Annotated in this window: 10 protein-coding genes; 6 read left to right on the forward strand and 4 right to left on the reverse strand. The window is 75.8% G+C overall.

Annotation, left to right across the window (positions count from 1 at the left end):
* Positions 1–497: 497 nt before the first annotated feature.
* The 3 genes from ACF1AK_RS33305 to ACF1AK_RS33315 form a co-directional block, all read right to left on the reverse strand.
* Positions 498–752 carry a hypothetical protein gene (locus ACF1AK_RS33305; protein ID WP_391502557.1) on the reverse strand — a complete coding sequence of 85 codons (255 nt, stop codon included), beginning with the start codon at positions 750–752 and terminating at the stop codon, positions 498–500.
* A gap of 162 nt (positions 753–914) precedes the next feature.
* Positions 915–2,804: a CocE/NonD family hydrolase gene (locus tag ACF1AK_RS33310; RefSeq protein ID WP_391502558.1), complete on the reverse strand. Its 1,890-nt coding sequence runs from the start codon at positions 2,802–2,804 to the stop codon at positions 915–917.
* A 281-nt stretch (positions 2,805–3,085) separates the two neighbouring features.
* Complete coding sequence (locus ACF1AK_RS33315) at positions 3,086–4,186, reverse strand: polysaccharide deacetylase family protein (protein ID WP_391502559.1); 1,101 nt, start codon at positions 4,184–4,186, stop codon at positions 3,086–3,088.
* A 525-nt stretch (positions 4,187–4,711) separates the two neighbouring features.
* On the opposite strand from ACF1AK_RS33315, the gene ACF1AK_RS33320 reads away from it, so the two are divergent.
* The 3 genes from ACF1AK_RS33320 (at position 4,712) to ACF1AK_RS33330 (ending at position 7,171) form a co-directional block, all read left to right on the forward strand.
* On the forward strand, positions 4,712–4,981 hold the full coding sequence (locus tag ACF1AK_RS33320; RefSeq protein WP_391502560.1) for a hypothetical protein: 270 nt from the start codon (positions 4,712–4,714) through the stop codon (positions 4,979–4,981).
* 409 nt (positions 4,982–5,390) lie between these two features.
* Positions 5,391–6,593, forward strand: coding sequence for a serine hydrolase domain-containing protein (locus tag ACF1AK_RS33325; RefSeq protein WP_391502561.1), 1,203 nt, complete (start codon positions 5,391–5,393; stop codon positions 6,591–6,593).
* An 89-nt stretch (positions 6,594–6,682) separates the two neighbouring features.
* Positions 6,683–7,171: an NUDIX domain-containing protein gene (locus ACF1AK_RS33330; protein WP_391502562.1), complete on the forward strand. Its 489-nt coding sequence runs from the start codon at positions 6,683–6,685 to the stop codon at positions 7,169–7,171.
* A gap of 452 nt (positions 7,172–7,623) precedes the next feature.
* On the opposite strand, the gene ACF1AK_RS33335 is transcribed toward ACF1AK_RS33330, so the two are convergent.
* Positions 7,624–8,163 carry a PTS-dependent dihydroxyacetone kinase phosphotransferase subunit DhaM gene (locus ACF1AK_RS33335; protein WP_391502563.1) on the reverse strand — a complete coding sequence of 180 codons (540 nt, stop codon included), beginning with the start codon at positions 8,161–8,163 and terminating at the stop codon, positions 7,624–7,626.
* Between the two features lie 298 nt (positions 8,164–8,461).
* Here ACF1AK_RS33335 and ACF1AK_RS33340 point away from each other — a divergent pair, with 298 nt between their 5' ends.
* The 3 genes from ACF1AK_RS33340 to ACF1AK_RS33350 all read left to right on the forward strand — a co-directional run bounded on the left by ACF1AK_RS33340 (position 8,462) and on the right by ACF1AK_RS33350 (position 11,564).
* The gene (locus tag ACF1AK_RS33340; protein ID WP_391502593.1) at positions 8,462–8,704 is read left to right on the forward strand and encodes a DUF397 domain-containing protein; all 243 of its coding nucleotides are present in this window, start codon (positions 8,462–8,464) and stop codon (positions 8,702–8,704) included.
* Positions 8,705–9,405: 701 nt separating this feature from the next.
* Positions 9,406–9,900 carry a hypothetical protein gene (locus tag ACF1AK_RS33345; protein WP_391502564.1) on the forward strand — a complete coding sequence of 165 codons (495 nt, stop codon included), beginning with the start codon at positions 9,406–9,408 and terminating at the stop codon, positions 9,898–9,900.
* Between the two features lie 413 nt (positions 9,901–10,313).
* Positions 10,314–11,564 carry an acyl-CoA dehydrogenase family protein gene (locus ACF1AK_RS33350; protein ID WP_391502565.1) on the forward strand — a complete coding sequence of 417 codons (1,251 nt, stop codon included), beginning with the start codon at positions 10,314–10,316 and terminating at the stop codon, positions 11,562–11,564.
* Position 11,565 lies beyond the last annotated feature (1 nt).

Genomic DNA, 11,565 nt, shown 5'->3' on the forward strand with positions numbered 1-11,565 from the left:
GTCAGGTCTCGGCTCTCACGGCCCCGCGTCCCGGCGCGTAGCGCGGTGACGGTCTCCGTCGCGCTTGCCTACCCCCAGGCCCTGCGGCTCACCGCTGCGGCGTCCTGATCTCCTGCGGGTGGCGGCGCGGGCTCGCGGGGCCCGGCTTCTTGTCCGAGCGGGTCCGTCCTGGCAGGGCGGCGAGTTTCGCTGCGCCGGCCGGCGTCAGGTCTCGGCTCTCACGGCCCCGCGTCCCGGCGCGTAGCGCGGTGACGGTCTCCGCCGCGCTTGCCTACCCCCAGGCCCTGCGGCTCACCGCCGCGGCGTCCTGACCTCCTGCGGGCGGGGGCGGCGCGGGCTCGCGGGGCCCGGCTTCTTGTCCGAGCGGGTCCGTCCCGGCAGGGCGGCGAGTTTCGCTGCGCCGGCCGGCGTCAGGTCTCGGCTCTCACGGCCCCGCGTCCCGGCGCGTAGCGCGGTGACGGTCTCCGTCGCGCTTGCCTACCCCCAGGCCCTGCGGCTCACCGCCGCGGCGTCCTGACCTCCTGCGGGCGGGGGCGGCGCGGGCTCGCGGGGCCCGGCTGGTCGCGGGCCGGCGTCGGGGCCGTCCGGCGGGCCGGGCCGAGGCGGCGGCGCAGCGGGGTGAGGGCCTCGTAGGCGTGGTGGTCGGTGAGGACGGTGGCGAGCTGTCGGCGGTGCCGGTGGTGGTGCGGGCCGGGCGGCCGGCTCCGACGGGGGAGCGGAGTGGGTACCGGCCGGGCGGCCGGGCCGCGCACCGCGGCGCCCCGCCGCCCCGGTCCTGGCCGGCGTGGGGGCTGGGCGCGTGAGTGCCCGGTGCGGTGGCGGCGGATCTCGTCCCGGGCCTCCTGGGGGAGGAGGTCCGGGACGCGCGGCGGTGGCGGGCTTCTACGAGTGCAACCCGCCCGCCACCGGCGGGGTCAGCCGACCACCGGCAGGTCCAGCGTCGAGCCCCGCCCGCCGCCGTGGCCGATCAGGTAGGCGGCGCGGCCGTCGGCCGGGAGCAGTTCGAAGGAGTCGGGGTTGGCGGCGGCGATGCTGAGCCGGATCCGGTCACCCGCGCGGAACAGCGCGGAGACCGGCTGGAGGTCGATCACCACGCGCTGGGCGCGGCCCTGCGGGAAGGGTGCGGAGTCGGCGGCGGCGTAGGTCCGGGGCGTGCGCAGTCGGCGCCAGTCGGGGTTGTCGCCACGGTCGGCCACGGCGCGTTCGGTGAGGGCGAGTTGGCCCTCGGTGAGGTAGGTGACGCGGCCGTCCGGGGCGACGTGCTCCAGGTAGACGTGCAGTGCGCCCCGGTCGGATCCGGCCAGGCCGGTGACGTCGAGGGTGACCTTGCCGTTGCCGGTGACCCGGGTGTCCTCGGTCAGCGGGGCCGTGGTGTAGCTGAGCAGTTTGGCGTCCACGGCGGCGCGGTCGGGGTAACTGACCTGGTCACCGCTGAGGTTGGTGTTCCAGCGGTCGAACTCCCCGGTGCCGGCGGTCGGGTCGAGGACCAGGTGGTCGGTGCCGGCGCGGTCCGGGCGGCGGCGGTCGAGGGTGTGGTCCTGGCCGAGGTGGAGCCGGCGGGTGTGGGTGCCGGCCACCGGCCAGCGGTCGGTGGTGCGCCAGGTGCCCTCGTTGAAGGTGTAGTAGTGCACCCGGCGGCGGCCGTCCGGGCGGGCTCCGTCGCGCACGTAGTGGTCGAAGAAGGCGACGACGCGCCGGTCGTTCTCCTCGCGTTCGGCGGTGGTGGACGGACGGGCCGGGCGGAACGGGTCGGCGAACCAGGTGGCGCTGTGGTTCCAGGGGCCGATCCAGTCGTCCTGGGTGTTGGACAGGGCGCTGAACTGGGAGAGCACCCCGTTGGCGGTGCCCGCGTCGAGCCAGCCCGCCATGGTGAACACCGGGACGCCGCCCGCCTCGATGGCCCCGGTGCGTTCGGCGATGCTGCCGGTCCTCCAGGCCTTGAGCCCGTCCCGGTAGTCGCGGTGGACGCCGGCGCGCGCCATCTCGGTCTGGTTGACGTTGCCGGCGTGCTCGGCCCGGGCGGCGGCCAGCAGGGCGGGGCCGTCCGGACCGTCCACCGGGCGGGGGGTGACACCGTGCAGTCCGGCGAGGTCGCAGATCCTGCGGGTCTCCTCGTCGGTCTCGCACGTGGTGCCGCCGGTCCCGTCGAGGATGCGCAGCAGCATCGCGTACGGGCCGAGCCGGGGTTCGATGAGCACGCCGCCCGGGCGCGCGAGGTCCTCGTAGGCGTCGAAGTCGTAGGAGACCGGCGCGGCGGCGGCGATGTGGTGGTTGCCGAGGGAGGCCGCGAGCATGGCGGTGTCGCCGCCGTAGGAGTCGCCGGTGGTGCCGACCCGGCCGTTGGACCAGGGCTGGGCGGCGATCCAGTCGCTGAGCGGGCCGGCGTCGGCGGCGGCCTCGTCGCTGGGCTCGGAGGTCAGGGTGCCGAAGGAGGCACCGGTGCCGCGGAGGTCGGCGGTGACGTAGGCGTAGCCGCGGGCGGTCCAGCGCCGGGCGGCTTCGGTGATGCCGCCGCTGCGGCCCGCCTCCGCCCGGGCGCGCCAGTAGCGCTGCACGGTCAGGACGGCGGGCAGGCCGGCGCCGGGAGCGGTACCGGCGGGGAGGTAGACGTCGACGGCGATGCGGACGCCGTCGGGCATGGTGATGTAGCGCGACCGGAGCTGGGGGTCGGCGGTGTCCTGCGGCACGGCGGCCCCGGCGGTGGCCGCGGTGGCCGGGCCGGGGACGGCGGCGAGGGTGAGTGCGGCGGTGGCCGCGAGCACGGCGGCGGTGCGACTGGTCCGGCGGGCGGTGCGAGGGTTCATCCGATGGCCTGGCCTCTCCTCATACGACGGAGTCTCCTGGCTCGCCCCCCGGTTCCCGATGGGACCACGGGCGGGCGGCGGGCCGCCATGGTCACCGACCCCGGAAGAACCCTGAGGGAGTGCCGGGTTCCTCGGGGTTCTCCCCGAGTCGTTCCTCCGGGTTCCGGCACCGGCCGGGGGCCCGGCGGTGCCCGGCGGGGCACGGCCGGGTGAGGCCCGGAGGGAGGGGCCGGGTGGTGCGCGCAGGAAGCCGGTGGGGCGGCTTCCCGCGCGGGGGAGGGTCAGGCGGCGTGGCCGCGCCAGCGGCGGTAGGCGGGTTCGAGGCCGGAGAGGATGGTGTCGAAGCGCCGGGTGCTGGTCGTGGAGTCCACCTGGAGCCGGCTGATCTGGAGGGGGTGGGAGGGCAGCCGGGGGCCGAGGCGGTGGTCGGAGAGGAAGCCGAGCCGGTAGCCCAGCTCCTGTAGGACGGTTTCGGCCCGGACGTCGTGGCCGCCGTCGGGGTAGGCGAACGCGATCGGGGGCTCGCCGAGCCAGCGGGTGAGGGCTTCGTGGGCGCCGGTGATCTCCGCCCGGACGGTGGCGTCGTCGCAGCGGCCCAGGCACGGGTGCCCCTGGGTGTGGTTGCCGACGGCGACGCCGCCCTCGCGGAGCGCGAGCAGGTCGGCGGGCGTGAGCTGTTCCTGGCCGGGCGGGCGCCGGTCGGCGCTGACCCGCAGCTCCTGGAGGCTGCGCCGGCGGTCCGGGTCGGGCATCGCCTTGAGCCGGCGGAGCAGCTGGGAGGGGTGGCCGCAGTCGAGCGAGCGGGCCCGGCCGCCGTGCCGGGCGAGGAAGTCGGCCTCGTGCCACCAGAACGGCTTCTCGGTGCCGATCAGCTCGGAGATGACGAAGGCGGCCGCGGGGATGGCGCGTTCGATCAGCGCGGGCAGCGCGTGGGTGAGCACGCTGCGGTCGGCGTCGTCGAAGGTCACCAGCACGCTGCGGGCGGGCAGCGGGCGCCGTTCGGCGACGGCCTGCTGCACGGCGGCCAGCGAGACGGGGGTCGCGAGTCTTCGCAGCCGGTCCAGCTGGGCGCCGAAGGAGCGCGGGTCGGTGACCCCGTGGTAGGCGAGCACGGCGAGGCGCTGCGCCGCCCGGGCGCGGAAGAGCGGCTGGACGGGGGCGAACCGCAGCCACTCGCCGCGCGCGTCGGCACGGTGGCCGGCGTGGCGGTCGGCGTGGCGGTCGGCCCGCTCGGGCTCGGCCGGCCGGCGGACCGGCCGGGGGCAGGTCAGGGGGGCGGCGGAGCGCAGCGCGCGGCCGCCGGCCGGGTGCACGCCGGGCGGGAGTACGGCGGGCTGGAGCCCGGCGGGCGGGGTGACGACCGGCTGCCCGTCGGTCGTCACGGTGCCCGGCCCCGGTGGTCCGGCCGGGCGGGGAGGCACGGGCGGGGCGGCGGTGGTCGGCGGGGGCCGCAGGTCCGACAGGGCGGTCACCACGGCCCTGGTCCGGGCCGTGGGGCTGGAGGTCGATGTCGTGGAACGGGACTGCGGCACGGTTCCCCCTCGGTCGCCGATGCGGCGTGGCGGTACCGCCGGAGGACGGAGCCCGGCCTCCGACTCCAGGGCGCGGCGGCTCCGCCCCCTGGGTATGTCCGGTCCGCGGCGGGGACTCCCAACCCGCACCGCGGACGGCTCCTGGATCGCTCAATGTAAGGGAGACAGCTACGCCTCGTTGATGGTTGTACCGGACCGACAAGGTTTTTTCGCAGATCGGGAACAATTCCGGGACGAGCCCGGAACGGCTTCGGGACGGTAGGGCGACACTGTCCCGGACGTGCGTCGGCGACCGTCGGCGGCCCTCACCGAGGGTGTCCGCCCGATCGCGTCCCGCATGCTGCCCGCGCGGCGGCGCCGGGGTACCTTGGGCTCATGGCAGATGCGGAACGTGATCACTTCCACCCGCACGGAGCGACCCGGATGGCCCGGTACTGTCACGGCGGTCCGCTGGTCACGCACCAGGTGCCGCTCGCGCTGGTGGGCCTGGCCTGCCTCGCGCTGGGCATCGTGGTGGCGGTCGTGGTTCCGGACAGTGACGGTCCGGCCTGGGCGATGGCGGTGGCGGGCTGCCTGGCGGCCGGTGTGCTGCTGCTCGGCCGGATCGGATTCGCGCTGTTCCGCCGTCGCCGCGCGGCGGCCTGAGCGCGGGCCGCCGCGGCGGATCCCGGCGAACCGGGAAACGGCTCGATCACCGGTCGCCCGATCGCGTTCATCCGATCGGATCGGCGGGTTATCGGCCCGTCCACCCATTCCTTCCCGCTTCTTTTTCGTTTCTTTCTCGTTTCTTTCACAATTCCACGGCGGCGGCCCCGCATTCCCCTCTCCCGTGCGGACCGGCCGCCCGGGGGTCGCAACCCCGGGAGTCGTCAGGGGCTGCCCCCTCCCCGAGTCGTAGTGCTCCGGCGAGCGGGGTGCGACCTGATGGGGACACGAGGCGGGACCCCAGGGTGACGATCTGCCCCCCGGGCGCTGCGAGAGTTCCAACAACCATACGGACGGCGGAAGTTGAACAGGACTTCCGGCGGATCAAGCGGAGGTCGGAACGGTGGGGATGTCAAGGAGCAGTGCCGTCCGCCGGGCGGCGGTGGCGCTGGCGGGGGCGGGCCTGGTGGCCGGCGCGGTCCCGGCGGCGTACGCGCAGGACGCGGCCGGCGCCGTCGGGGCACGCGCGGTGCCGGACGCGGTGCGGCGGGTCGACCGGGCGGCGCTGGACGCCGGTCTGCAAGCGGTCGTGGCGCCGGGTGGCGCCACCGCCGCGCTCGGCCGGGTGAGCGAGAACGGCCGCACCCTCTGGAAGGGCGCGGCCGGAACCGGCGACCTCGCCACCGGCGGGCCCGCCGCGGCCCGCGACCGCTTCCGGATCGGCAGCGCCACCAAGACCTTCGTGGCGACGGTCGTCCTGCAACTCGTCGCGGAGCACCGGATCGGCCTGGACGATCCGGTGGAGACCCACCTGCCCGGCGTCGTGCACAACGGCGCCGCGATCAGCCTGCGCCAGTTGCTCAACCACACGGGCGGCATCTACAACTACACCTCGGACCCGGCCTTCGCGTACGACGACGAAGCCTCGTTCCGGACCTGGCTCAGCACCGACCGCTGGAAGTCGTGGTCGCCGGCGGAACTCGTCGCCGTCGCCGGGAGCCACCCGGCGTACTTCCCGCCGGGTCAGGACTGGCACTACTCCAACACCGACTACATCCTGCTCGGCATGCTCATCGAGAAGACCACCGGCCGCACGTGGCAGCAGGAGGTCGAACGGCGGATCATCCGGCCCCTCGGCCTGCGCGAGACCACCATGCCGGAGAACGACCCCGCCGTGCCCGGCCCCCACACCCATGGCTACGTCAGCCTGCCCGGCGGGCCGGTGGACGTCACGCTGTTCAACCCGAGCGTCGCGGGCGCGTCCGGCGCCGGCATCTCCACCACCGCCGACCTCGCCGCCTTCGTGTCGGCCCTGCTCGGCGGACGGCTCCTGGGGCCCGCCGAACTCGCCGAGATGAAGCGCACCACGGGCCTCGGACGCGGGGCCGACTACGGCCTCGGCCTGGAGCGCACGCCCACCCCCTGCGGGACCTTCTGGGGCCACCGCGGCGACAGCATCGGCTACAGCAGCATCATGCTCGGCGACGACACCGGGACGCGCCAGGTCGTGCTCTCCCGCAATCCGTACGACTCCGCCGGGCGGCCGGCCTCCGAGGCGGCCTTCACCGCCCTGGTGACGGCCGCGGCCTGCGCCGGCCGGACCGGCCCGTAGGGCCGGGACCGCCGGGCGGGTGACGGCCCGTCCGGACGGGGCCGACCGGCCCCGGCCGGCGGGTCCCGCGCCCGGATAGGGTGCGGGCCATGGCCATTCCCGAGTTCCTCGCCGACCTCCGCGCCGTGGTCGGCTCCCGCATGCTCTGGCTCAGCGCCGTGGTGGCGGTCGTCCTGGACGACGACGGCCGGGTGCTGCTCGTGCAGCGCGCCGACGACGGCTGCTGGACGCCGCCCGGCGGCATCCTCGACCCGGGCGAGCAGCCCGCCGACGGCGCGGTGCGCGAGTGCCTGGAGGAGAGCGGAGTCGTGGCCGTCCCGGAGCGGCTGGTGGCGGTCACCGTCTCGCCGGAGGTCACCTACCCCAACGGCGACATGACGCAGTACCTGGAGCTGATCTTCCGCTGCCGCCCGGTGGGCGGCGAGGCGCGGGTGGACGAGGACGAGACGCTCGCGGTCGGCTGGTACGCGCTGGACGCGCTGCCGCCGATGGCAGAGAAGGAACTCGCCTGGATCCACCGGGCGGTGGCCGGCCAGGCCGAGGCCGGCTTCGAGTGGAACGGCGCGCCGCGCCCCTGACGGCGGCTCCCGGCCCCGGGGCCGTGGAACCGCTCCGTGGCCCCCACCGGACCCTCCCGCGGCCGGCCGGCCGGCCGGACGGACGTCCGGGACCGGCGGGTGCGGGGGCCGAGGGCCGGGCTCACCCGGTCGGCGTACGCGGCCGGCGCCGTGGACCGCGAACGAGGACGCGTACGCCGCGGCCCCGTCCGGGCCGCCCGCACGGCGGTCCCTTTCAACACTTCCGGGGGGCCGGCGGCACCGACGTGGTGACCGGTCGGCGGGTCGGCCCCGATGCGTCCGGCTCCGCCGGTGACGACCACGCGCACGGCCGAGGCTCCCCTCTCCTGACCGGACGGCCCCGCGGCCGGCCCTGTGCCGATGGTAGCCGCGCGGTCACCCGCCGTGGACCCGAACCCGCAGAACGGCCGGAAGCGGCCACCGGCGGACCGCGGCGGCCCCCGGACCGGTGGTCAGCCCTTGGGCTGGCGGTAGGCCTCCTCGGCGGCGTCCAGCACCGCCGCGAGGTCGCCGCCGGCCGTGGCGGTCGCGACGGCGGCCACCGCGCCCTCGACGAACGGTGCGTTGGCGAACCGGACCGGGAATGGCAGGCCGTGCTCGTCGGCGTCGGCGAGCAGGGCCCGGACGGTGGTCACCGCGCCGCCGAGGTCGGCCAGCACGACCACCCCGTGGCCCTGGTCGACCCGCCGGGTGGCGGCGGCGACCAGGACGGCGCTGATGCCGGGGCCGGACACCAGGTCCCCGCCGGTCGCGGCCACCGGTGCGGCGGAGTCCTCACCGGTCAGCGCGAGGGCCAGGGTGCGTACGGCGGTGGCGAGTTCCTGGCTGTGCGAGACCAGGACGACGCCGACCCGGCCGTGCCCGGGCGGGCGGCCCGGGACGGGCCGGGGCAGCGGGGCCGGGGCGGGCGGGGTGCGGGGCGCCGGAGGGTGGGCCGAGGGAGCCTCGGAGATGGGGATGACATCGGCGCGGGTGCCGTCCCGGCGGCTCATCGGCTGCTCCTCGGGGCGCTCGGTGGGGGGCGGGACAGGGGTGGGTGGGACTCGGCGGGGCCCGGTGGGGGCTCCCCACACTCTGGCAGTTCGCCGGCCGCCCGCCGCGCGGGACACGCGCCCGGCGGGGCGGGCCGGGGCGGCTGACGGGCCGTCGGACGGTCGTCGGACGGGTCGTCGGACGCAGCCGGGGGAGTCCGCCCGATCCCGCTGACCGGGGCCGTGCGGGTGACTAGGCTGGGGCCGTTCAGGCCGTCGGGAGGAGAGACCAGCAGTGACAGCCAACAGCGGGACCGGGGTGGAGCCGGTCGAGGCGGGGCCGGCGCAGCTCGGCGCGAACGGCAAGCCGAAGGTGGACTTCACCGGGGCGACCTGGCTGTGCAGCAGCCAGGGCGTCGGCGACGTGCAGATCGCGTTCGTCGACGGCTACATCGGCATGCGGGACGGCCGTCAGGAGGACGGCCCGGTGCTGGTGTTCACGCCCGGGGAGTGGCGGGCCTTCGTGCTCGGCGCGCGGGACGGCGAGTTCGACCTCACCTGACCGGATCCGGCCGGACGTCCCGCGCGGGGCGCCCGGTCGGGCCCGAAGGTCTCCGGGGGCCATCGTTCCGATCACATTTGAACGTGCCCCGTCATAATTTCTGTTGACTGCTGGACAAACGCAGCTCAGAGTATGAGCACAGGCAGACGCCGTGCCCACCGCCCCCACGCGGCCAGACACGGCGCCTGCTGTGCAACCCGGCAGCGCTGCCGAGTCTCCTCCCAGTCATCCCCTGCGCACCGGGGGTGCGTCGGCCGGTCCCGGCCCCACGGAGGGGCCGGCAGTCGCCGGGAGGATGGCGCCGGACCCGAGAGCGACTCGGGAGGTGGCGCCGTTGCCCGGGACCCGCACGCCCCCACGCGGCGGCGTCCCGAGCAGATCCGCGGGAGCGACGGGCCGGGGCCCCGCGGACCTTGCTTGTGGTGCATGGAACTGTTGGCTTGTGTGCTGTGCGGTGTGCGACGTCGGAGCTGGGTGCTCGGCGGATCGGCACGACGGTGTGCACAGTGAGGGAAACGCGTGTAGGGCCGCGTTCGCGACATGCCGTCCCCCCGAAGGGTGAAACCCAGAACGGCTGTCGTGCTGAACCGAACGTAGCCCGGACGGTTGCTCAGAGTCAACATTGGTCTCTGAGCGTGGATCTCCGTCCGGCGCCCCACCCACCCCGCGAGCGGGGTCTGCCGGGCACGTACGATGTTCCCATGTCTTTTCTCCGCCGTCGCTCCGGTCAGCCCACCGGCCCGGACTTCGACGTGCTCGCCATGGACCCGAGCGACTGGCCCGGCGACTTCGGCGCGGCCATGATGACCGGCCCGGACGGCTCCTGCCAGGGGATTTTCCTGCGCTACGACCTGTTCGGCGGCAGAGGCCCGGCGATGTTCATCGGCAACCTCCCCGAGGGTTCGCCGGCCCGGGAGACCGGCGACAGCGTGCCCTTCGAGGTGCGCCAGCTGCTCGCCGCCCTGGGGGACGAGGAACCGGTCGAGTTCGTCTCGGCGGAGGACTTCCCGGTCATGCTCGGGGACGACCTGCTGATCGTGAAGAAGGTCAAGGTCAGCGAGGGCCGGGTCTTCTGTGCCCAGTTCGGCCGGAGTGACGGCGTGCAGGTCACCATCGCCTCCTGGGACCGACCGATTTCGGACGACCTCTACCAGTTGCTCAAGCCGTTGCCCGCGGACATGTTCCAACAGGGCTGAACGGGCGCCGCGACCGTGCCCCGGAGGGCAGGGTTCCGTTTCCCGTTCCGGTACTCGCGGCGCTCCCGTCACCCCGTTCGTTCCGGGCCTCGGGCACTGCTTGACGGCCTCGATCACGGCTTCGTACAGTCGCGGACATGCCGTGCCGTCTCCCGCTGCTGACCCGCCGCAGCTACCTCGACCTGCGGCGCACCGCCAGCGCGGTGTGTCCGGGTCACTGAGGGGGATTCGTCCCCGAGGCGGCGGGCGGCCGGCCGAGCGGCCGGCGCCGGTCCGGGGGCGGGTGTTCCGCCGAGCCCGGGTTCCGGGGGCGGGTGTTCCACCGACCTCCGGGGTCGCCTGCCCGTCCCGCGCGCCCGTCCCGGCGTGCCGAGGAGCCCGAGCCCACGCTGCCGCCCGGAGGCACCTGCCCCATGAGCATCACCGCTGCCGACCATTCGCCCGCCGCCCCGTCCCTGGTCGAGGCCGCCCTCGCCGGGCTGCCCCGGGTCGTCGACCTGCTGGCCGCCCGGGCCGAGGAGCACGACCGCGACGCGACCTTCCCCTACCAGGGCATCGAGGCCGTCCACGACGCCGGACTGCTCACCCTGACCGTCGACCGGCGTTACGGCGGCCCCGGCGGAACGCTCGCCGACACCGTCCAGGTCCTGGCCCAACTCGGGCGCGGGGACGCCTCGGTGGCCGTGGTCACCGCGTTCACCCTGCTCCAGCACGCCGAACAGGCGCGGACGGCGAACTGGCCGACCGCCGGCTACCGGCGGCTGCTCAACGAGTCCCGGCGCGGGCCGGCCCTGGTCAACACCCTGCACGCGGAGCCCGGCGGACGCAGCGGCGAGCCGCCGGCCACGCTGGCCCGCTGGGACGGCACCGGCTGGCGGCTCACCGGCCGCAAGACCTACTGCACCGGCGCCGAGGCGCTCGCCTGGATGGCGGTGACCGCCCGCACCGACGAACCGGAGCCCCGGAGCGGGACGTTCCTGGTGCGCGGGGAGAGCGAGGGCCTGGAGGTCGACCCGACCTGGGACCAGCTCGGCCTGCGGGCCAGCGCCAGCCACGACGTGGTGCTGGACGGAGTGCGGGTGCCCGCCGAGCTCGCGCTCGGCCTGAACCCGCCGAAGGGCGGCACCGGAAAGGGCGCGTCCGGTGCGGCCGCGCGCCCCGGTTCCGCCACCGCGCCGGCCGCCGCCGGGGCCGTCCCGGCGGCCGAACTGGCCCGGGCCTGGCACGATCTGGCGCTCTCCGCGGTGGCCGTCGGGGTGGCCCGCTCGGCCCAGGACTGGCTGGTCCGGTTCCTGCACCAGCGAACTCCGGCCAATCTCACCGAGCCGCTCGGCAGCCTGCCCCGCTACCGCGGCGCGCTGGGCGAGATCGAGGCCCAGCTGATCGGCGCCGAGGAACTCGTCCACGGCCTGGCCCCCCGGGTGGACCGGGCCGAGCCGGACGCGGTCGCCCGCACCGGACCGGCCCACCTGCTGGCCACCCGGGCCGCGATCGCCGCCGTCCAGCAGGCCGTGTCGCTCACCGGCAACCCGGGGCTGAGCCGCCGTCACCCGCTGGAGCGCTACCTGCGGGACGTGCTCAGCAGCCGGGTCCACCTGGCCCCCGACGAGGCCGTCCTGGAGGCCGCGGGCCGGGCCGCCCTGGAGCGGGGCACCCGGCCCTGAC

It is taken from the genome of Kitasatospora sp. NPDC015120 (assembly GCF_043080305.1).
In the GTDB taxonomy this organism is placed as follows: domain Bacteria; phylum Actinomycetota; class Actinomycetes; order Streptomycetales; family Streptomycetaceae; genus Kitasatospora.

What these genes read in the sequence shown, in the direction of transcription:
- ACF1AK_RS33310 (WP_391502558.1), bottom strand. Translation starts at nt 2,804, where the DNA reads ATGAACCCTCGCACCGCCCGCCGGACCAGTCGCACCGCCGCCGTGCTC.
- ACF1AK_RS33320 (WP_391502560.1), top strand. Translation starts at nt 4,712, where the DNA reads ATGGCAGATGCGGAACGTGATCACTTCCACCCGCACGGAGCGACCCGG.
- ACF1AK_RS33335 (WP_391502563.1), bottom strand. Translation starts at nt 8,163, where the DNA reads ATGAGCCGCCGGGACGGCACCCGCGCCGATGTCATCCCCATCTCCGAG.
- ACF1AK_RS33325 (WP_391502561.1), top strand. Translation starts at nt 5,391, where the DNA reads ATGTCAAGGAGCAGTGCCGTCCGCCGGGCGGCGGTGGCGCTGGCGGGG.
- ACF1AK_RS33330 (WP_391502562.1), top strand. Translation starts at nt 6,683, where the DNA reads ATGGCCATTCCCGAGTTCCTCGCCGACCTCCGCGCCGTGGTCGGCTCC.
- ACF1AK_RS33345 (WP_391502564.1), top strand. Translation starts at nt 9,406, where the DNA reads ATGTCTTTTCTCCGCCGTCGCTCCGGTCAGCCCACCGGCCCGGACTTC.
- ACF1AK_RS33350 (WP_391502565.1), top strand. Translation starts at nt 10,314, where the DNA reads ATGAGCATCACCGCTGCCGACCATTCGCCCGCCGCCCCGTCCCTGGTC.